18 protein-coding genes are annotated in these 19,780 nt (G+C 63.2%); 5 read left to right on the forward strand and 13 right to left on the reverse strand.

Going from position 1 to position 19,780, the window contains the following annotated elements; translation table 11 throughout:
- Nucleotides 1–2: 2 nt before the first annotated feature.
- From ACTX90_RS09555 to ACTX90_RS09590, 8 genes are all read right to left on the reverse strand, one after another.
- Nucleotides 3–320, reverse strand: a complete 318-nt coding sequence (locus tag ACTX90_RS09555) for an abortive infection family protein (RefSeq protein WP_443441992.1) — start codon at nt 318–320, stop codon at nt 3–5.
- A 727-nt stretch (nt 321–1,047) separates the two neighbouring features.
- The gene (gene nrdF / locus ACTX90_RS09560; RefSeq protein ID WP_443441993.1) at nt 1,048–2,022 is read right to left on the reverse strand and encodes a class 1b ribonucleoside-diphosphate reductase subunit beta; all 975 of its coding nucleotides are present in this window, start codon (nt 2,020–2,022) and stop codon (nt 1,048–1,050) included.
- A 248-nt stretch (nt 2,023–2,270) separates the two neighbouring features.
- Complete coding sequence (gene nrdE, locus ACTX90_RS09565; RefSeq protein ID WP_443441994.1) at nt 2,271–4,409, reverse strand: class 1b ribonucleoside-diphosphate reductase subunit alpha; 2,139 nt, start codon at nt 4,407–4,409, stop codon at nt 2,271–2,273.
- Nucleotides 4,406–4,891, reverse strand: a complete 486-nt coding sequence (gene nrdI, locus ACTX90_RS09570; RefSeq protein WP_047119243.1) for a class Ib ribonucleoside-diphosphate reductase assembly flavoprotein NrdI — start codon at nt 4,889–4,891, stop codon at nt 4,406–4,408. Before nrdI ends, nrdE begins: the two co-directional genes overlap by 4 nt.
- Nucleotides 4,892–4,949: 58 nt before the next feature.
- Nucleotides 4,950–5,180 (reverse strand): glutaredoxin-like protein NrdH, encoded by a 231-nt coding sequence (gene nrdH / locus ACTX90_RS09575; RefSeq protein ID WP_047119244.1) that lies wholly within the window; start codon nt 5,178–5,180, stop codon nt 4,950–4,952.
- Nucleotides 5,181–5,708: 528 nt separating this feature from the next.
- Nucleotides 5,709–6,449: a YggS family pyridoxal phosphate-dependent enzyme gene (locus ACTX90_RS09580; RefSeq protein WP_161448051.1), complete on the reverse strand. Its 741-nt coding sequence runs from the start codon at nt 6,447–6,449 to the stop codon at nt 5,709–5,711.
- Between the two features lie 85 nt (nt 6,450–6,534).
- Entirely contained in the window at nt 6,535–8,259 is a 1,725-nt protein-coding gene (poxB, locus tag ACTX90_RS09585) for a ubiquinone-dependent pyruvate dehydrogenase (RefSeq protein WP_443441995.1), read from the reverse strand.
- Nucleotides 8,260–8,378: 119 nt separating this feature from the next.
- Nucleotides 8,379–9,140 carry a YggS family pyridoxal phosphate-dependent enzyme gene (locus ACTX90_RS09590; protein ID WP_120989374.1) on the reverse strand — a complete coding sequence of 254 codons (762 nt, stop codon included), beginning with the start codon at nt 9,138–9,140 and terminating at the stop codon, nt 8,379–8,381.
- A 100-nt stretch (nt 9,141–9,240) separates the two neighbouring features.
- Between ACTX90_RS09590 and ACTX90_RS09595 the strand changes: the two genes are divergently transcribed.
- On the forward strand, nt 9,241–9,624 hold the full coding sequence (locus ACTX90_RS09595; RefSeq protein WP_047119248.1) for a cupin domain-containing protein: 384 nt from the start codon (nt 9,241–9,243) through the stop codon (nt 9,622–9,624).
- On the opposite strand, the gene ACTX90_RS09600 is transcribed toward ACTX90_RS09595, so the two are convergent.
- Nucleotides 9,621–10,691: a PLP-dependent cysteine synthase family protein gene (locus tag ACTX90_RS09600; protein WP_047119249.1), complete on the reverse strand. Its 1,071-nt coding sequence runs from the start codon at nt 10,689–10,691 to the stop codon at nt 9,621–9,623. The two genes, ACTX90_RS09595 and ACTX90_RS09600, sit on opposite strands and share 4 nt — an antisense overlap.
- A gap of 128 nt (nt 10,692–10,819) precedes the next feature.
- Between ACTX90_RS09600 and ACTX90_RS09605 the strand changes: the two genes are divergently transcribed.
- From ACTX90_RS09605 to ACTX90_RS09615, 3 genes are all read left to right on the forward strand, one after another.
- Entirely contained in the window at nt 10,820–11,620 is an 801-nt protein-coding gene (locus ACTX90_RS09605; RefSeq protein WP_146955800.1) for a TspO-related membrane protein, read from the forward strand.
- A gap of 136 nt (nt 11,621–11,756) precedes the next feature.
- Nucleotides 11,757–12,098 carry a hypothetical protein gene (locus ACTX90_RS09610; RefSeq protein ID WP_047119251.1) on the forward strand — a complete coding sequence of 114 codons (342 nt, stop codon included), beginning with the start codon at nt 11,757–11,759 and terminating at the stop codon, nt 12,096–12,098.
- 224 nt (nt 12,099–12,322) lie between these two features.
- Nucleotides 12,323–13,174, forward strand: coding sequence for a 3-hydroxyacyl-CoA dehydrogenase (locus tag ACTX90_RS09615; RefSeq protein WP_053798220.1), 852 nt, complete (start codon nt 12,323–12,325; stop codon nt 13,172–13,174).
- Here ACTX90_RS09615 and ACTX90_RS09620 read toward each other — a convergent pair.
- The 3 genes from ACTX90_RS09620 to ACTX90_RS09630 all read right to left on the reverse strand — a co-directional run bounded on the left by ACTX90_RS09620 (nt 13,171) and on the right by ACTX90_RS09630 (nt 17,271).
- Nucleotides 13,171–13,458, reverse strand: coding sequence for a hypothetical protein (locus tag ACTX90_RS09620; protein WP_443441996.1), 288 nt, complete (start codon nt 13,456–13,458; stop codon nt 13,171–13,173). The genes ACTX90_RS09615 and ACTX90_RS09620 overlap by 4 nt on opposite strands.
- Nucleotides 13,459–13,624: 166 nt before the next feature.
- Nucleotides 13,625–16,213, reverse strand: coding sequence for an esterase-like activity of phytase family protein (locus ACTX90_RS09625; protein ID WP_443441997.1), 2,589 nt, complete (start codon nt 16,211–16,213; stop codon nt 13,625–13,627).
- Nucleotides 16,214–16,368: 155 nt separating this feature from the next.
- Entirely contained in the window at nt 16,369–17,271 is a 903-nt protein-coding gene (locus ACTX90_RS09630; RefSeq protein WP_443441998.1) for a hypothetical protein, read from the reverse strand.
- A gap of 69 nt (nt 17,272–17,340) precedes the next feature.
- Here ACTX90_RS09630 and ACTX90_RS09635 point away from each other — a divergent pair, with 69 nt between their 5' ends.
- Nucleotides 17,341–19,023, forward strand: coding sequence for an ABC-F family ATP-binding cassette domain-containing protein (locus tag ACTX90_RS09635; RefSeq protein ID WP_443441999.1), 1,683 nt, complete (start codon nt 17,341–17,343; stop codon nt 19,021–19,023).
- Between the two features lie 15 nt (nt 19,024–19,038).
- Here ACTX90_RS09635 and ACTX90_RS09640 read toward each other — a convergent pair whose 3' ends face one another.
- Entirely contained in the window at nt 19,039–19,671 is a 633-nt protein-coding gene (locus ACTX90_RS09640; RefSeq protein WP_113606332.1) for an AmiS/UreI family transporter, read from the reverse strand.
- Nucleotides 19,672–19,780: the final 109 nt, after the last annotated feature.

Consider the following 19,780-nt stretch of genomic DNA (forward strand, 5'->3'; position numbering starts at 1 on the left):
CGTCAGATACGCCGTCTTGCTGACCATATTTCAGAAACAAACTCAGCAACCGCAACGTAAGCCTTGAAGGCCAATCTTCCATGCCGTGCAAGTGCAGGGCTCGGCACCAACTGACCGTGGCTTGAACCGAACTGGTCGCGCAACTCCGAAGTGCTTCGAACGACCGTAAAGAGCGATCGAAGCATCTTCTTGACGGCTTTTCCATCCGCAGATGTTGTCGCTGCAGCGGTAGCCGCCAGTGCCACCGATGGCAACGCCTCGCTGCAAAGTTTCGTCAGATCGTCGCCGGATGACACTTCGACGCTATAGTCTTTAAGCATCAGTTTGAAGAGTGTTTCCAGTAGGTTCTTACTCTACGAGATCGCAGCTGCGGGGTCATCGATATATCCGCGCTCAATCCGTTGCAACTCCTAATGAAGGTCTCGTGGATCTTCCAGGCCGGGCCGCGGTGCTAAGCGCATCGTATCCGCTGAGCGGGTTCCCTGTCGACTCACTGCATAGGTGCAATCACCATGAAACACGCCACTCGGGATAAGTTGAAATCCAGTTGGATACAGCAGAGGGTTTAGAAACTTGCGAAGTTCTTCCGAATCGGATCGTCGCATGCGTGGATGAAGAGTTTCTGTCAAGAACTAAAAGAATGTGTTGTCACTGCACCAGAACAGATCGAAGCGCTCGTCTGCGACCAACCAGTATTCATCCCAGTCCGGGTTTCACTCCCGATGTTGCCGTGTCTCCCCAAACGGACTCAAAACGAATATCCGCCGATGGCAGATCGCTCGTGTCCCATAGCCTGGACACAAATGAAGACTCGCTGATTTGATCTGCGCAGTGATTTGGGCCCGAAAGCCGATCATAGATCTTTTGGCCGGTCCTTTAGCCGATCTTGTCCGTCATTTCCTATCTACTCCGTTCGCGTTTAATGAGGCATGGTCGTTGCAACTCCTGAAATATCAGGATGTTGCAACGACCATTAGAACCTGCCCTGTGAAATTCACAGATCGGGTGCGCAGTCAGGCATTAACCCGGCGCTTGGGAACAGACTTTTTAGAAGTCCCAGTCTTCATCTTCGGTGTTCACTGCCTTGCCGATGACGTACGAGGAACCGGAGCCGGAGAAGAAGTCGTGGTTCTCATCGGCGTTCGGGCTCAGCGCTGCCAGGATGGCTGGCGACACATCGGTCACGGTGGACGGGAACATGGCCTCGTAGCCCAGGTTCATCAGCGCCTTGTTGGCGTTGTAGTGCAGGAACTTCTTGACGTCCTCGGCCAGGCCCACTGGATCGTAGAGGTCGTGGGTGTACTGTACTTCGTTCTCGTACAGCTCGAACAGCAGCTCGTAGGTGTAGTCCTTCAGCTCCTGCTTGCGCTCTTCGCTCAGGCCTTCCAGACCCTTTTGAAACTTGTAGCCGATGTAGTAGCCGTGAACGGCTTCATCGCGGATGATCAGGCGGATCAGGTCAGCGGTGTTGGTCAGCTTGGCGTGCGAGGACCAGTGCATCGGCAGGTAGAAGCCGGAGTAGAACAGGAAAGATTCGAGCAGGGTCGAAGCGATCTTGCGCTTGAGCGGGTCATCGCCGTAGTAGTAGCTCTCGATGATCTGAGCCTTCTTCTGAAGGTTCACATTCTCGGTCGACCAGCGGAAGGCCTCGTCGATTTCCTTGGTGGAAGCCAGGGTGGAGAAGATCGAAGAATAGCTCTTGGCGTGCACCGACTCCATGAAGGCAATGTTGGTGTACACGGCCTCTTCGTGAGGGGTGATTGCATCCGGGATCAGCGAGACTGCGCCAACGGTACCCTGAAGGGTGTCGAGCAGGGTCAGGCCGGTGAAGACGCGCATGGTCAACAGCTTCTCGTCTTCGGTCAGGGTCCCCCACGACTGGATGTCGTTGGACAGCGGCACCTTCTCCGGCAGCCAGAAGTTGTTGACGAGTCGGTTCCAGACCTCCACGTCCTTGTCATCCTGGATACGGTTCCAGTTGATCGCTTCAACCTTGTTGGCGAGCTTAAGCTTCTCGGTCATTTGTTCCCTTTTTAGCCACTTGCATCGCTGCATAGCGACTCAGCCTGCAGCTCTAACTTCGCAATCAACTCTACCCCCTTGATTGCTCTTTAACCTACCCGCGAACTGCGTCGAGGCGCCTCAAGGAGAAAGATCACAAACCAATTCTGACTAGGCACTTAAGCACAGCAAGCCGCCGAACCCGGTAGGGATTCAGCGACTGGCTGTTCGTGCTGGCTAATGCTCTAGTCAGCGCATTTCACGAGGCTTTACAGCATGCAGGAGACGCAGCCCTCCACCTCAGTGCCTTCAAGAGCCAGCTGGCGCAGGCGGATGTAGTACAAAGTCTTAATGCCCTTGCGCCATGCGTAGATCTGGGCCTTGTTGATGTCACGAGTGGTGACGGTGTCCTTGAAGAACAAGGTCAGCGAGAGGCCCTGGTCGACGTGCTGGGTAGCAGCGGCGTAGGTGTCGATGATCTTCTCGTAACCGATCTCGTATGCATCCTCGTAGAACTCGATGTTCTCGTTGGTCATGTACGGGGCCGGGTAGTAGACGCGGCCGATCTTGCCTTCCTTGCGGATTTCGACCTTTGCAGCAACAGGGTGGATCGACGAGGTCGAGTTGTTGATGTAGGAGATCGAACCGGTTGGCGGCACGGCCTGCAGGTTCTGGTTGTAGATACCGTGTTCCATGACCGACTTCTTCAGCGCGATCCAGTCTTCCTGGGTAGGAATGTGGATGCCGTCGAACAGTTCGCGCACACGCTCGGTGGCTGGAGCCCATTCCACGTCGATGTACTTGTCGAAGAATTCACCCGATGCGTACTTGGAGTTCTCGAAGTTGTCGAAGACCTCGCCGCGTTCAATCGCGATCTTGTTCGACGCGGTCAGCGCGTGGAACAGAATCGAGTAGAAGTAGATGTTGGTGAAGTCGATGCCTTCTTCGGAACCGTAGTAGATGCGCTCACGAGCCAGGAAGCCGTGCAGGTTCATCTGGCCCAGGCCGATGGCGTGCGACTTCCGGTTTCCGTCCGCAACCGAAGGAACGGAGTCGATGTATGACATGTCGGAGACTGCGGACAGCGCGCGGATGGCAATGTCCACGGACTTGGCCAGGTTCTTGCCGTCCATAGCCTTGGCGATGTTCATCGAACCCAGGTTGCAGGAGATGTCCTTGCCCACGGTCTTGTAGCTCAGGTCGTCATTGTACTCCGACGGCGAGGAGACCTGCAGGATTTCCGAGCAAAGGTTCGACATGGAGACGCGGCCCTCGATCGGGTTGGCCTTGTTCACCGTGTCTTCGAACATGATGTACGGGTAGCCGGACTCGAACTGGATCTCCGCCAGGGTCTGGAAGAACTCGCGGGCGTTGATCTTGGTCTTCTTGATGCGCGAATCATCGACCATCTCGGTGTACTTCTCGGTGACCGAGATTTCGCTGAACGGCTTGCCGTAGACGCGCTCAACGTCGTACGGGCTGAACAGATACATGTCCTCGTTCTTACGAGCGAGTTCAAAGGTGACGTCAGGAATGACAACACCCAGTGACAGGGTCTTGATACGGATCTTCTCGTCGGCGTTTTCGCGCTTGGTGTCGAGGAAGCGGTAGATGTCCGGGTGGTGGGCGTTCAAGTAGACCGCGCCGGCACCCTGGCGTGCGCCAAGCTGGTTGGCGTAAGAGAAGGAATCTTCCAGAAGCTTCATGACAGGGATGACGCCGGAGGACTGGTTCTCGATCTGCTTGATCGGTGCACCGTGCTCGCGCAGGTTGGTCAGGGCCAGGGCCACGCCGCCGCCGCGCTTGGACAGCTGCAGCGAGGAGTTCACGGCACGGGCGATCGACTCCATGTTGTCTTCAATGCGAAGCAGGAAGCAGGAGACCAATTCGCCGCGCTGGGCCTTGCCCGCGTTGAGGAAGGTCGGGGTAGCAGGCTGGAAACGGCCTTCGATGATTTCGTCGACGAGCTGGGTGGCCAGTTCTTCGTTGCCGCGAGCCAGGTGCAGGGCAACCATGCAGACACGGTCCTCGTAGCGCTCCAGGTAACGCTTGCCGTCAAAAGTCTTCAGGGTGTACGAGGTGTAGAACTTGAAGGCGCCCAGGAAGGTTTCGAAACGGAACTTCTTGGAGAAGGCGTGCTTGAACAGGTCGCGGATGAAGTTCATCGAGTACTGGTCGAGGGTTTCACGCTCGTAGTATTCGTGCTTGACCAGGTATTCGAGCTTCTCATCGAGATCGTGGAAGAACACGGTGTTGTTGTTCACGTGATCCAGGAAGTACTGGCGAGCCGCGTAGCGATCCACCTCGAACTGGATCTTGCCGTCTGGACCGTAGAGGTTCAGCATGGCGTTGAGGTCGTTGTAGCTCAACCCCTGGAACTGCGCGGGGAGCTCTTTCGAGTCCTTCATCGTTCCTGCTGCTTCTGCGACGCTGGTTTCCAAAAGGTTTCAAGCCCTTCTTTGACTTTGAGAACATCTTCCTGCGTTCCCATGAGTTCGAATGTATAAAGCACGGGCACATCGCATTTGGCCGCGATTCGCTTGGCCGCAATGCAGTAGTACTCGCCGAAGTTTGTATTCCCTGCTCCGATGACACCGCGTAGGTTCTTGCGGTTCTCTTCATACCCGAGAAATTTCATGATCTGCGGCAGGATTGATCGTTTACCGCCGTCTCCCCCATAGGTGGGAATCAGCAGGACGTACGGAGCTGTGGTGATGAGTTTCGGCTCGTACCCGTAAAGCGGAATCCGGGCCGAATCCATCTGAAGTTTTTCGACGAACCGCCGGGTGTACTCCGATATCGAAGAAAAGTAGATCAACTTCGAATCGGTGTACACCACTGGTTCGTGCGCCTCAGCGTGTTGCCTGTCGGCAAGAGCTGTCGGTGGCATGGTATTTCGCCTCCACTACAAAAGAGCGGATTTAGTACCGAATGGGCTCGGTATCTGGTTAGTTTGCCGGAGCCAGCAGAGCGATCTTGTCCGGGCGGAAGCCCGACCAGTGATCGTTGTCGGTCACGACAACCGGTGCCTGCATGTATCCAAGGCCACGCACGTGCTCCAAGGCGTTAGCATCCTGAGAGATATCGACCTTGTTGTACTCGACACCCTTCTTGTCCAACGCGCGGTAGGTGGCGTTGCACTGTACGCAGGAAGGCTTCGTGTAAACCGTGATGGACATAGTCCCTGATCCCCTTTAAAAAGTCCTAGTTTCGGTCCGTCTTCTCACCGTTTTCACGGTGGTGCGGACCAACCTCTCGGATGCCCCAAAGTTCACCTTCGGGGTGTTTTCGGCGTTTATCGCGCCATCGGATTCAATACTACATCTTGTGTCTGGCCGGTCAAGCGGCCACAAGATGATGTATTACAGCTATGTGATTCCCCCACAAGGGAGTCCACAGGAATTGTGGATACCGGCCCCTGATTAAACCCCGATTTCTCGCGGTACAGCCTGGTTTGTCCACAGCTTGGGATATCGAACTTGTGGGTTAAAAATACTTGGTGTGAGAAGTTCCTCGGCGTGTTTCGCCTCCGTCGACTTGTGCCATGGCTGAAGTGTCTGTACCTACATGTAGTATCCGCCGGGGAACCGACACTTTAGGACGGTTCAAGGCAGGGTGTGGACACACCCGTGGAATGGATACAAAGGCGCGCTACACCGACGACGTCCCACACCGCCGCTGCCAGGCTTGCAAGCATCCAGGAATGCCTAGGCGGGGTACTGGCGGGCCCCGAAGATCCCCTGGCCCACACGGACGACCGTGGCGCCTTCCTGGATGGCGATCTCGAAGTCTCCGCTCATGCCCATGGACAGCTGCGCGAATTCCTCCGGGGCTCCGGCGGCCTGCAGCTCGGCGAGCGTCTCGCGCAGAAGGGTGAAGCTGGCGCGGATGGAGGACTCGTCGCTGGTATTCGCAGCCATGGTCATCAAGCCGACTGGCTTCAGGCGGTCCAGCGGCTTCAGCGCTGCCAGCAGTTCCGCGGCTTCTGCCGCTTCGATGCCGGACTTCGATTCCTCTCCGGAGGTATTCACCTGGATGAAGACATCCAGGTGGCGGTCTTCGGCTTCCAGCCGGCTCTGCAGGGTTTCGGCGAGCCGGAGCGAATCAAGGGCATGGAACTCGTCAGCGAACTGCGCCACGAACTTCGCCTTGTTGCGCTGCAACGGACCAATCACCGAGTAGCGCAGATGCGGGTAGTCCTGCTTGAACTCCTCGTGCTTGGCTTGCGCCTCCTGGACCTTGTTCTCCCCCAGCGTGTCCACGCCGGCGGCAATGGCCAGGCGCAGCCGCTCGGCCGGGATGGTCTTGGTGACCGGCAGCAGGCGCACCGATTCCGGGTCGCGGCCCACCGAGCGGGCCGCGCGGGCGATCCGCTCGCGCACCGCAGCCAGGTTGTGGGAGAAGTCCTCGGTGGTTGCCGCGTGGGCCGCGGCAGGTTGCGAAGTCAAAGCGCCTACGCCTCTTTCTGAAGTTCACATGCAAAATGCCGGCGCCGCATTCACGGCACCGGCATTAAGCATAGGCAATTAATTCCTAGAACATCTGCCGCCAGTTGGTCTTGGCCAGATCCAGCAGCTCGTCGCCGCGCCCGGACATGACCGTGCGGATCGCGTAGAGCGCGAAACCCTTGGCCTGTTCCAGCTTGATCGACGGCGGCATGGACATCTCCTGGCGGTCAGTCACCACGTCCAGCACCGCCGGTCCGTCGTGGGCCAGGAAGTCCTTGATGGTGTCCTCCAACTGGGAGGAGTCCGTCACACGGTAGCCCTTCAGCCCGGCGGCGTTGGCCAGCGCACCGAAGTCGGGATTCCGCAGGTCGGTGGCGTAGGTGACGAATCCGGCGGCCTTCATTTCAAGTTCCACGAAGTTCAGCGAGGAATTGTTGAAGACCACCACCTTGATCGGCAGCTTGTTCTGCGTGGCGGTGAGCAGCTCGCCGAGCATCATGGCCAGCCCGCCGTCGCCGGCGAAGGCGATCACCTGGCGGGAGCGGTCGATGGCCTGGGCGCCCAGCGCGTGGCACAGCGCGTTGGCCATGGAACCGTGGTTGAAGGAACCCAGCACCCGGCGCTTGCCGGTCATGCTCAGGTAGCGGGCCGCCCAGATCACCGGGGAGCCCACGTCGGCGGTGAAGATCGTGTCCTCGTCGGCCGCCTGGTCGATCAGCCGGGCCAGGTACTGCGGATGGATCGCGGTGCCCGGCTTGGACCCGGTGGCCAGCTCGTCGAGCTTGGTCCGGGTCTTGCGGTAGTGCTCCAGCGCAGTGTCCAGGTGCTTGCGGTGCGTCTGCACCGGCAACAGCGCCGCCAGCGCGGCCGCGGTGTCCTTCACGGTGCCCACCAGAGGCACATCCACCCGGGTGCGCCGGCCGATCTGCTCGCCGCGGATGTCCACCTGGATGATGGTCGCCTGCTGCGGGTAGAACTGCTGGTACGGGAAGTCGGTGCCCAGCATCAGCAGCACCTCGCATTCGGCGATGGCCTTGGCGCCCGAGGCGAAGCCGAGCAGGCCGGTCATGCCCACGTCGAAGGGGTTGTCGTATTCGATGTGCTCCTTGCCGCGCAGCGCGTGCACGATCGGGGCGCCCAGCTTGTCCGCCAGGGCGATGACCTCGTCGTGGGCGCCGGCGGTGCCGGCCCCGGCAAGGATGGTGACCTTGCGCGAGGATTCGAGGATTTCCGCGGCGCGCTCCAGCTCCTGCTCGTCGGGCAGGATGCGCGGGTTGGTTTTCACGATCTGGTGGGTTTCGCTGCGCTCCATGCTCGACAGGGCCACGTCCCCGGAGACCACCAGCACTGCCACGCCGCGTTTCTCGATGGCCTCGCGCATCGCGATGCACAGCATGCGCGGCATCTGCTTGGGGTCCGAGACCTGTTCGGCGTACACCGAGCAGCCGCGGAAGACTTCCACGGGATGGGTTTCCTGGAAGTAGTTGGAGCCGATTTCCTCGGTGGGGATGTGCGCGGCGATGGCCAGCACCGGAACCCGTGAGCGCTGCGCGTCGTACAGCCCGTTGATCAGGTGCAGGTTGCCCGGCCCGCAGGATCCGGCGCAGACGGCCAGCTCCCCGGTGATTTCAGCCTCCGCCGCGGCGGCGAACGCCGCGGCTTCCTCATGGCGGTGGTGGATCCATTCGATGCGGCCGTTGACCCGCAGCGCGTCGGTCAGGCCATTGAGCGAATCGCCGGGAATGCCGTAGATCCGGCGGACCCCCTGGGCGTCGAGCTGGTCGATAAGGTGTTCGGCAACGGTAGGCAAGACAGCTCCTTCGGAACAGTGACGGTGTCACTTTCACCCTACTGCGCCAGCGCCCTGCGGGCTAAGTGTTTTTGCAGATACCCCGCTGCCTCTCAGGTCACAGGCGTGTCGGCCGGGGCTCAGCCGGCGAATCCGGGCCAGTAGTGCGAGTCCGGCAGCGCGCGGGCCCCGAAGATGCCCTGCCCCACGCGCACCACTGTGGCGCCCTCGGCGATGGCCAGCTCGAAGTCGCCGCTCATGCCCATGGACAGTTCCGCGATCCGCTCGTCGGCCTCGCGCACGGTGTCACGCACGGCCCGCAGCTTCTGGAAGCAGCGGCGCACCGCCACCTGGTCGGTGGAGAAGATCGCCAGGGTCATCAGGCCCTTGACGTGCAGACGGTCGAAGGCCGGCAGCTGCTTGACGAAGCCGGGCGCCGCTTCCGGCGGCATGCCGAACTTGGATTCCTCGCCGGAGGTGTTCACCTGCACGAATACGTCCAGGGTGCGGTCCTCCAGCTCCAGGCGGCGCTGCAGCGCCTCGGCCTGGCGCAGGTTGTCCAGCGCTTGGAACTCGTGGGCGAAGCGCGCCACGTACTTGGACTTGTTGGTCTGCAGGTGCCCGATCACCGAGTACTTCAGCTGCGGCAGGTCCGCCAGCTCCTCGGATTTCTGCAGCGCTTCCTGCACCTTGTTCTCCCCCAGCCAGTCCACCCCGGCGGCGATCGCCAGGCGCAGCCGCTGCGAGGGCACGGTCTTGGTGACCGGCAGCAGGCGCACGCTGCCCGGCGCGCGGCCCGCGGATGCTTCCGCGCGGGCGATCCGCTCCCGCACCGAGGCGAGGTTCGCGGCGAAGTCCGCCTGGGTCTGGGCGTGGGCTGCTGCGGAGGGGTGTTCACTCATGATTCCATCCTACGACCGCGTCCACGGTGCGCGGTTATGCTGGGTGCACAGATGACATCCGCGCACCGGCCCGAATTCCGGCGCTGAACAGGAGCTCCCGATGACCAGCATGCCCCCGGTCCCGCGCCGCATGGCCAACACCGCAGACCTCGCCGCCCAGGCGGACGGCCGCAACGGGGCGCTGTGGAAACTTGAACCGGGCCGGCGGGACCTGGACGCGAACGTGATCGCGCTGGCTCCGGGAGCCGAGATCGGCGAGCACGTGGGCCCGGAGCTGGACGTGCTGCTGCACGTGGTCGCCGGCTCCGGCCTGCTGCACGGCGAGGGAACCACCGTGCAGCTGGGTGCCGGGGACATCATCTACCTGCCGGCCAGGGCCCGGCGACACTTCGTCGCCGGCGAGCAGGGGCTGTCCTACTTCTCTGTGCACCAGCGCAAGAAGACCGCCGGGCTGATGCCCGCGCACCGGCCCAGCGAGACCTAGTCCTCCCAGATCCCCTCGGCCAGGAAGCGCTCCAGCACCGCGGTGTGCGGGGCCAGGTCAAGGCCCTGGTCTGCCAGCCAGTCGTCGTTGTAATAGGTGTTGGCGTAGCGCTCGCCGGAGTCGCAGATCAGCGTGACGATGCTGCCGCGCTCACGGCGCTGGAGCATGCCGGCGATGATCTGGAATGCGGCGTAGAGGTTGGTGCCGGTGGAGCCGCCGGCGAAATAGCGGGTCTTGGCCCGCAGCAGGCGCATGGCGGCCAGCGAGCCGGCGTCGGGGACCTGGATCATCTCGTCGATGACCCCGGGCACGAAGGACGGCTCGACGCTCGGGCGTCCGATGCCCTCGATCCGCGAGCCCACGCCGGTGGAGTAGCCCATGTTCCCGGTGCGCCAGCCCTCGTAGAAGGAGGAGCCTTCGGGGTCCGCCACGGCGACCTTCGTGTCGTGGCGCTTGTAGCGCACGAAGCGCCCGAAGGTCGCGCTGGTGCCGCCGGTGCCGGCACCCACCACGATCCAGCTCGGGATCGGGTAGCGCTCGGCGCTCATCTGCGCAAACACCGATTCGGCGATATTGTTGTTGCCGCGCCAGTCGGTGGCCCGCTCGGCGAAGGTGAACTGGTCCAGGTAGTAGCCGCCGGGGCCGGCGGCCAGCTCGCGGGCCGCCGCGTCGACCTGCCCGGCCTGGTCCACCAGGTGGCAGCGCCCGCCGTAGAACTCGATGAGCTCGATCTTCTCGGTGCTCGTGGACTTAGGGACCACGGCGATGAATTCAAGTCCCAGCATGCGGGCGAAGTACGCTTCGGAGACTGCGGTGGAGCCGCTGGAGGCCTCCACCAGCGTGGTGCCCTCCTGGATCTTGCCGTTCACCAGGCCGTAGAGGATCAGCGACCGCGCCAGACGGTGCTTGAGCGATCCAGTGGGGTGCACCGATTCGTCTTTCAGGTACAACTCGATCCCCCATTGCTTGGGCAGTTCGAAGCGGTGCAGATGCGTATCGGCGCTGCGGTTTGCATCGGCGTCAAGCAGGGAGATGGCCTCGCGGACCCACTGGGTTGATTGCGTCATCAAACCAGCTTATCGCCACCTGTCGCGCCATCAGGCAATCTCCGCACAGCCGTGGTAGTTTCAGACTCGAGACGAAGTATCGGATAAGGGATGCCATGGCCAAGGCCCGTCAAAATGCGACACCACTAGTGTCTATCTGTTACGCACTGGTCGTTTTCGCGGCCTTGAACTGGGCGGTGTTCGGCACCGGAGCGATCCGCGGCTCGCATCTGGGCCAGATCGCCGGCGGCTGGTTGGAAGCCGACGCCACGGTGATGGCGGTTCCGCTGGTGGCCCAGCTGCCCTGGTTCGCCCTGATGGCTGGCCTGGGCATCTATGCGGTGTGGCAATGCATGCCCACCGCCAGGCACACGGACCTGCACGGCAAGCTGCGCCCCTGGGTACTCGCGCTGGTCCTGCTTAATGCCCTGTGGCTGCAATTGCTGCAGCGCGACCGGATGGGCTTCAGCCTGCTGTTCGCGCTGCTCATGCTCCTGGTGCTGACCCGGATCGCCTTGATGATCGACCGCACCACGCTGCGCAACAACATGGACCGCTGGATCACCCGGTCCAGCTTCGGCTTGTTCACCGGATGGCTGGTCATCATCGTGCTCGGCGAGGCGGCGGCTTGGCTGGCGGCCCTGGGAGTGGATTCGAACCGGCTGATGTTCAAGGGAATCGCGGCCCTGGTGCTGCTGCTGGTCAGCCTTGCCCTGTGCGCACTGACCTTCAAGAAACCCATCGGGCTCTACATGAACGCCGGGGCCCTGTGGGTCGTTTTCTGGATCACCATCGACCGCTACACGTGGCAGGCCTCCTCGCCCCTGTTCGCCGGGGTGGCGAGCGTCGCCACGCTGTTGCTGCTGCTGTGCCTTGCCAGCGCGGTGCGCACCCGGCTGCGTCGGCTGCGGGATCCCCAGGAGCCTGCGGACGGCGAGCCCGCCGCGTAAGCCGCGCCCGTGAAGTCTCTGGGAGTTCGCACTGAGCGCAACCAACGGTGCTTGAGCGCGTTATCGGTGCTGGCTAGGCTGGAGACGTGAACGCACGGCGTCCCATCCACGGGCGCGGGCCAACCGAGAGGAAGTTATGTCGAAGACCGCCAAGAATTTCAAAGAAGTAGAGAAGTCGCTGGCCAAGCTCGCCAAGTCCGCCAAGGAAGAGCTGCCGGACGAGTTGCGCGAAACCTGGAACAACGCGATTTCCGGCGTGAACGTCGAAGCGATCAGCCACGCCGGGGCGAATCTGGTGGAGAACGTGACGGGCAAGTCCAAGGCGGCCAAGCGCACCCGCGCCTCGGTGGAGAATGCGGTGAAGAGCGCGCAGAAGTCGCTGGCTCCGAAGCAGAGCCACAAGGGCCGCAACTTCCTGATCATTTCGCTGATCGTTGCCGCGGTGGCCGCAGTGGTCCTGAAAAAGAAGACCGCCTAAGGCTTGAGATCCGAAGGGCATCCGGGGCATACCCGGATGCCCTTTTGCATGCCTGCCATGTGGTCTGGGCCCCAGCAGCTCGTTCTTCGCCTCACAGAACGTTGCAGCAGGCCACCGGGTGCCGCACAATGAAGTTACCAATCGGTAACTTACTGGTTGGCGGCACGGCGGCCGTTGCGCCGAAAACAATTGCCAGCTCCTGCCGGCGGAATCGGGGCAATCCCATGATCCTCACCAACACCACAGTCCTGGGCACCGGCGTGCTGGGCGCGCAGATCATCTTCCAGACCGCCTATCACGGCCTGCCCGTCGTGGGATACGACATCACCGAACAGGCACTGGAGGCGGCAAACCACCGCCTGGATTCACTGGTGCAGACCTACGCGGACTACTTCGACGCAGGAGACCGCTCCAAGGCCCAGGCAGCGCGCGATTCCATCCGACTGTCCATGGACCTGGCCGATGCGGTCAAGGACGCAGACTTCGTCATCGAGGCCGTCCCGGAATCCCTCGATATCAAACAGGGCACCTACGAGGCCCTAGCTGCCGTGGCGCCGGAGCGCACCGTGTTCGCCACCAACTCCTCCACCCTGCTCCCGTCGGCCATCGCACCGCACACCGGGCGCCCGGAGAAGTTCCTGGCCCTGCACTACGCCAACCACGTCTGGCAGAACAACACCGGCGAAATCATGGGCACCGCGCTCACCGGCAGCGAAGCCTATGAGGCCGTGGTCGACTTCGCCGAACGTACCGGTCTGGTGGCGATTCGCGTCCTCAAGGAGCAGCCGGGCTACCTGCTCAACTCCCTGCTGGTCCCGTTCCTCCAAGCCGCAAGCCACCTGCTGGTCAACGGCGTGGCCGACGCTCCGACCATCGACAAGACGTGGAAGCTGGGCACCGGCGCCCCGAAGGGACCCTTCGAGATCTACGACATCGTGGGGCTGAACACCGCCTACAATATTTCCAGCATGGGTGACGAGACAAGCAAGAAGTTCGCCGCCCTGCTCAAGAGCGAGTACATCGAGAAGGGCAAGCTGGGCGCGGCGACCGGCGAGGGCTTCTACAAGTACAACTAGCGGCGTGGCCAGCTGAACAGTTCGGGCGGCTGCGCCCCGTCATCAAGAAGCAGGTCGATTTCGATGCAGTCGCTGTCATAGTCCACCCCGCAGGCCAGCCTGGACAGCGAGCGCCAGACGCGGCGCACTGGCGTGTCATCGGGGCGTGATGGGTGGATGGCCAGCTCGCGGATCGCCGCAACAGAACCGCTGACGGTCCTGGTCTTCGCGCCATGGACGGCGAACTGCTCGTGCTGATCACGCATGTAATAGGGATGTTCACCGCGAGTGACGTAGGCAAGCACCCACTCGACGCGCTAGCCGGGGCTCAGCATCCCGCCGCAACAGGCCTGCTCGGCAGGATCGAGGATCACGGTGATCTGCATCATGCCAGTATAGAAGCATGCCACGCATGAAGCGGGGACCGCGGCGGCTGTCGGCAGCCACCGCGGTCCCCGCTATTCTCGGTTGTCAGTGCCCGCGTGCATTGCCGCGTGCCTTCAGGGCCGCGGCCACGCCAACCCCAGCCAGGACCAAGCCCAGGGGCAGGAACCACAGGCTGCCCACCCCTGTCTGCGCCAGGTCATCCGTGGCTGGTTCCGCGGCCGAGGTTTCCCCGGCGTCCGGCGCGGCGGACTCGGCGCCGTCCGGCGCGCCCGCTGAGCCGTCACCCTTGCCCTCGCTGGTGGACGGAGTGCTCGACGGCGAGGTGCTCGGTGCAGCCGAATCGGTGGGAGTCGAGGATGCGGTGGGCGCCGCAGATTCGGTCGGAGCGGTACTCGCCGCAGGCGCCAGGGCGAAGGCTTCGGCCTCGGCCCCGAGGCTGGCGAAGACGGTTTCTCCGCTGGCATCCTTCACCGCGTCGTTATCCGTCACCACGTAGACCTGGCCGTTGCCGGCGACAGCGAGGCCTTCAAGCTTTTCCTGGGTCCGGCCGTTGGTCCGCTCCAGCACCGGCAGGACGTCCACCGCCAGCTTCTTCTCCAGCAGGGGAACCGTGTCGTTCGGCGCGCTGGCCGAGGCTTCGGGCAGGGCGAACTGGTACACGGCCTTCAGCTTGGCGTTCTCGCCGATGCGCTTGTCGCGCTCGATCACCGCAAAACTGCCGTCCGAGAGCCGGGTGATCTCCGAGAGACCGTTCCAGCTCCCGTCGTCCCCGGCATCCTCCAGCTGGTAGCCATACCAGGAGAATTCGCCGCTGGCTGGGAGGTAGCGCCCGATACGGACGAAGTCCTCGCCCCCCACCTCGCGCTGCAGGGCGAAGACCACTTCTTCTTCCTCCCCCGCGCCGAAGGCCGCAACTCCTTCCAGCCCCTGGCCCTTCAACGTCCCGACAATGTCCTGCGGCAGCTGCACCCGCTCGGCGACCGCGCCGTCGACATCGATGCGCACCAGCGTGTTGCCCGCGCCCTCGGCTCCCTCGCTGGCCGCCCAGAAGCCGCCCCCTGCACGGGCGGAGATGCCTTCCAGGTCCAATTTCGCCGGGGCGCCGTCCTCGGTCACCGGCAGGGAGTCCGTGACCAGCCCCTGGCCGGCATCGATGGTGTAGATCAGCGGTTCGTAGGCATTGTCACTGACCGCGAAAATCTGGTGCGCAGCCTCCGGGTCGGCGCTCAGCCCGCTGAGCGCTCCGAAGGGCACTGGAGCGGACGGATCGGAAGACAGCTGCGGGAACTGCGGCGTGGCGGCACCGAAACTGAACAGGGTCAGCGCCGAACGCACACCCTCGTCGGCCTCGTCGGTTTCCGAGGAGACGGCGAGCAGGTCGCGCCCCGGGATCGGAAGGATCCCTTCGGGACCATTGGTGGTGGGCAGCGTCTGTAGGTATTTCGGCTCGCGCGGGTCGCTCAGGTCGTAGACCGCCACGAAATTTCCGCGTTCGGAGGCGACGAAGGCGTACTCGACACCCCGGTACTCATGCACGGCCAGGCCTTCGGGCTCGGTGCCCTTCTTGCCTGCGCGGCCTTCGGGGAACAACCCCTGGGACAGCGCAAGGCGCTCAAAACGGTTTCCGGCGTCCCACACCGGTTCGCCGGTGAGGGAATCGAAAATGGTGAAGCCGCGGCTGCCACCCTTCCAATCCCCCTCATTGGCGGTCGCAAGGTAGCGGTCCTGGATCCATCCGATGGCATCCGGTTCGCGGGGAACTCCCTGAAGCGAACCGCTGGGGTCGAGTTTTCCGTCGTCTTGCGTGTCGATGCCGGCCAGATCCACGGATCCGGCGCTGAACGCCTTGGTAATCTTTCCGCTCGGCAGGTCGATGAGGACAATGCCATTGTTTTCCTGGAGGGTTACCGCCACCTGGTTGCGGTCATTGATAGTGACATATTCGGGTTCCGGATCCTGCGGGGTATCAAGTCCGGCCTGGGCAAGCTGGTCGAGGGCTACCGGCTTTTCACGGGTGCCGCCGGCCAGCGGCACTTCGCGAAGCGTCCATTCGTCCGGGGCGCCGCCCAGCAGATCGAGGATGGCCACCGAACCGGCCGGAGTCTGCGGCAGTCCACCGTCCCCGGCATCTTCATCGCGTTCATTCTCGATGGCGATCGCCGCGTAGGATCCGTCGGCGGACAGGGCGATGGAGTCGGGCTGCCCGGACAGCTCGATGCTGTGCACCAGTTTGCGATCCGCGATGTGCACCACGTCCACGCGGCCCGACGGGTCGATGTAGCTCTTGGAGGTCTTTACGACCACGAACACGTACTCGCCGTAGGCGGCGACGCTGGTCGGCTCGTCCTCGGCGCTACCCAGCTGGTGCAGCGGCAGGGTTCCCAAGCCCGCTGGATTCGAGGCGTCCGAGATGTCGACGAAGCCGATCATGCCGGACAAGGCATCGGTATAGATCAGCGTCTGTCCGTCGGCTGAGACAGTGGAGATTTCCGCGGCGGTCTCGGCCGCGGCCCCCTCGGGGTGGTTCTGGTAAACCGAGTAGGTTGCGGTGCGTTCAAAATAGCTTCCGGTGTCCGCGCTGGCGGCTGCGGACAGTGTCAGCGGCGCCAGACCGCCGGCCCCCAATGCCAGCGCGGCAATAATGCCTGCTGACCTCTTTGCGGTTCGATTCACGTGGGTAGTCCCCCCAAAAAATAGCTTGGTGTTTGCTCAAGATGGCCTCCCAAGAGTCGCAATTCTTTCCGACCGGCAGGTGAACACCGGGCGACGCGTAGTAGTCCACTCGTCGTCATTTTCGATGGGCCCACACTCCAGCAGACAGGCAGCCACTAAGCCCAGGCCGTGAATGCGCCGGTTCGAGCCAACCGGTCTCCGAGGGGACCGATGATCGAAAAGGAATCCTGCCCAGCAATACCCTGCACCGTGTCCCGCTGGGTGATCGTGGTGCCGTCGGCCAGTTCGATGCTCATTTCAAGGACCAGGGAGGCGCCCTTTGCCCGCTGCTCCTCGCGGAGCCGTCCGGCGGCGACCGCCTCCACGATCCGCTCCACCTGCCTGATGGACGCTGTATCCGGCAGGAAGGTGAATTCGACACCTGCAATCTCCATCACCAGCTGTGCCGGGACGTCGGTGAAATCAAGTCGCCAGTGCACTTCGGCGGCTCCCCGGGCCCGGGGCAGCAACGAGGCCAGACCCGTGGCGTCGATCCGCGCGTCGGCCAGGTGGCCGTAGCGCTGGGCCAGTTCCTCCGCGAGTTCACGCAATTGGACGGCTGCGTCACTGAGCTCGAATTGCGCACGGGCGACGCCTTCGCGCGCTCCCGGCTCCGCTGGGCATTCCAATTGCGGATCCCAGTCGCAGATCTCCGGCAGCTGCCCGGGGTCCTGCAGTTTCAGGGTGACATGGATCAGGTCGGGGTCGAAGTCAGTGCCCGCCGGAACGCTGGTGGTCGGGGTGATCCGGGCAGGCTCCCCGGTCGGCAGCAGCTGGACCGGATCGCCGATGGCCGGCTCGTAGCGGCGGTCGATGTAGTGGATCTCCTTCACCGTGCCGTGAACCGCCGCGACCGGCACCCCGGATTCGCCGAGCGTGTCATGGTCGTTCAGTTCGTAGACCACGGTGCCATCCGGATGGCGCAGCCGGGCGATCTCCCACTGTACCTGCTCGCCCACCTCGAAGCCCGGGTGGCAGCAGGCGTGAAGCGCCCCGTGGATTTCCAACTCGATCTGCATGGCACCACCGTAGCCGAACGCACGCGCCGGCGACGGAACGAACCGGCCAAAGCCCGATAGGATTGCCAGGTGGCTCATATCGACGTGACAGACATCCAGTATTTCCTTTCCGACGGCACCCAGCTGCTGGGCGGGGTGACCTTCAAGGTCACCGCCGGTTCCAAGACCGCGCTGATCGGACCCAACGGCACGGGCAAGACAACCCTGTTCAAGATCATCGCAGGCGACCTGAGAGCCGACGAAGGCTCCATCAACCGCACCGGAACTTTGGGCATCATGCGCCAGTTCGTCGGGCAGGTGCGCGACGAGTCCACGGTGAAGGACCTGCTGCTGTCCACCGCCGCCCCTGCCTTGGCCCAGGCCGCCGCGAAGGTCGCCGAGTACGAGGCGAAGATGCTCACCAGCGAGGACGAGAAAGTCCATATGCGCTACGCCGAGGCGATCATCGAATGGGGCGACGCCGGCGGCTACGAACTGGAAACCACCTGGGACAAGGTCTGCATGGCGGCCCTGGGCATCGGGTTCGACAAGGCCGGCGACCGGCTGGCCCGCACGCTCTCCGGCGGCGAGCAGAAGCGCCTGGTCCTCGAAGCGCTCTTCGAGGGCAACGACGAACTGCTGCTGCTCGACGAGCCGGACAACTACCTGGACGTGCCAGGCAAGCGCTGGCTCGAGGACACCATGTCCCGCTCCAACAAGACCGTGCTGTTCATCAGCCACGACCGCGAGCTGCTGAACAATGCCGCTACCCGCATCGTGACCCTGGAACCGGGCCACGGCGGCGCCACCGCCTGGGTGCACGGCGGCGCATTCGGCTCCTACGTTCAAGCCCGCAAGGAGCGCAACGAACGCTTCGAGGAGCTGCGCAAGCGCTGGGACGAGGAGCACGCCAAGCTCAAGGAGCTGGTGAACATGTACAAGACCAAGGCAGCGTTCCGCTCCGACATGGCCAACCGCTACCAGGCCGCGACCACCCGGCTGGAGAAGTTCCTGGAGGCCGGCCCTCCGCAGGCCATCCCGCTGGAGCAGAACGTGAACATGCGCCTGAAGGGCGGGCGCACCGCCAAGCGCGCGGTGGTCGCCGAAAAGCTTGAACTGACCAACCTCATGAAGCCCTTCGACGCGGAGATCTGGTTCGGGGACCGCGTGGGCGTGCTCGGGTCCAACGGCTCGGGCAAGTCGCACTTCCTGCGCCTGCTGGCCTCCGGCGGCACGGATCCGGAGCGCGAGCACCTGCCGGTGTCCGACGTGGTGATCGAGCCGGTGCAGCATGCCGGCACGGTGAAACTCGGCGCGCGCATCCGTCCGGGCTACTTCGCCCAGACGCACTCGCGCCCGGATCTGTTCGGCCGCACCCTGCTGGACATCCTGCACCGCGGCGACGAGCACCGCTCCGGCCTGCCGCGCGAGGCGGCCGCCGGCGCGCTGGACAGCTACGGGCTGGCAGGCCAGTCGGAGCAGAAGTTCGATTCGCTCTCCGGCGGGCAGCAGGCGCGCTTCCAGATCCTGCTGCTGCAGCTCTCCGGCGCAACCCTGCTGCTGCTTGACGAGCCCACCGACAACCTCGACCTGCATTCGGGCGAGGCGCTGGAGCGCGCCATCGACGCGTTCGAGGGCACGGTGCTGGCAGTCACCCACGACCGCTGGTTCGCCCGCGGCTTCGACCGCTTTCTGGTCTTCGGCTCGGACGGCAAGGTCTACGAATCCGACACCCCGGTGTGGGACGAGACCCGGGTGCAGCGCGAACGCTAAACCCGACAGTGGATGCTACGCGGCGAGGTGCCCGGTGCTGGCCGCGGGCTTGGGCATCCTGCTCCCCTGCCACGCGCTGAAGCACAGGGCCGCGGCCAGGGCGAGGAGCGCACCGAGGCCCGCGGCGCCGCTGGTGCTCCACAACCCGTTTTGCGCGAACAGCGCCGGCACCGTACTCGACGGGATGCCGGCGCTAACCAGCAGCCATCCGGCGAAACGTTGCAGGTCGATGCGCCCCAGCCTGCTCACGCCCAGCGCGTGCTGCAGGAACAGGCACAGCCACATGATCGCCCAGGCAAGCCAAATGACCGCGAAAACCGGGTCGAAGTCCAGGGACATGAGCGCCTTGTAGATGGCAATGCCCGCCACGAAGCTGCTGAACCAGCCGAAGGCTGTTGCATCGAAGCCCAAGAGCGTATTCAGCCCTACCAGCAGGTAGGTCATGCCGAACAAGTAGCTGGGCCACGTATCGTTGATCAGCACGTGATCGCCCTCGGCCTGCACCATGATCAGCGTGGGCAGCAGGATCTGCACCCCACCGACCAGCAGGTTCAGCACAGCGGCCGACCGCGCCGGAATCCGGCCCAGTGAAACCAGCCCGTTGACAAACAGGATGAGGCCTACAAAAACCAGCCCGACATGGACCATGGGTTCCTCCACTCGCACGCGGCGCACCCGGATGCGGATCCGGGCATCGGGACCCGCGTCCTGCCGCTAACCACAGTTTCAGATACCGATGCCCGGGTGGCAAGTCCGC

The sequence above is a fragment of the Glutamicibacter soli genome, assembly GCF_052322135.1.
GTDB classification, from domain to species: domain Bacteria; phylum Actinomycetota; class Actinomycetes; order Actinomycetales; family Micrococcaceae; genus Glutamicibacter; species Glutamicibacter soli.

Excerpts from the sequence above, each read along its gene's own strand:
- ACTX90_RS09555 (WP_443441992.1), bottom strand. The coding sequence starts at position 320 with ATGCTTAAAGACTATAGCGTCGAAGTGTCATCCGGCGACGATCTGACG.
- nrdF (WP_443441993.1), bottom strand. The coding sequence starts at position 2,022 with ATGACCGAGAAGCTTAAGCTCGCCAACAAGGTTGAAGCGATCAACTGG.
- nrdE (WP_443441994.1), bottom strand. The coding sequence starts at position 4,409 with ATGAAGGACTCGAAAGAGCTCCCCGCGCAGTTCCAGGGGTTGAGCTAC.
- nrdI (WP_047119243.1), bottom strand. The coding sequence starts at position 4,891 with ATGCCACCGACAGCTCTTGCCGACAGGCAACACGCTGAGGCGCACGAA.
- nrdH (WP_047119244.1), bottom strand. The coding sequence starts at position 5,180 with ATGTCCATCACGGTTTACACGAAGCCTTCCTGCGTACAGTGCAACGCC.
- ACTX90_RS09590 (WP_120989374.1), bottom strand. The coding sequence starts at position 9,140 with ATGAGTGAACACCCCTCCGCAGCAGCCCACGCCCAGACCCAGGCGGAC.
- ACTX90_RS09595 (WP_047119248.1), top strand. The coding sequence starts at position 9,241 with ATGACCAGCATGCCCCCGGTCCCGCGCCGCATGGCCAACACCGCAGAC.
- ACTX90_RS09600 (WP_047119249.1), bottom strand. The coding sequence starts at position 10,691 with ATGACGCAATCAACCCAGTGGGTCCGCGAGGCCATCTCCCTGCTTGAC.
- ACTX90_RS09610 (WP_047119251.1), top strand. The coding sequence starts at position 11,757 with ATGTCGAAGACCGCCAAGAATTTCAAAGAAGTAGAGAAGTCGCTGGCC.
- ACTX90_RS09615 (WP_053798220.1), top strand. The coding sequence starts at position 12,323 with ATGATCCTCACCAACACCACAGTCCTGGGCACCGGCGTGCTGGGCGCG.
- ACTX90_RS09630 (WP_443441998.1), bottom strand. The coding sequence starts at position 17,271 with ATGCAGATCGAGTTGGAAATCCACGGGGCGCTTCACGCCTGCTGCCAC.
- ACTX90_RS09640 (WP_113606332.1), bottom strand. The coding sequence starts at position 19,671 with ATGGTCCATGTCGGGCTGGTTTTTGTAGGCCTCATCCTGTTTGTCAAC.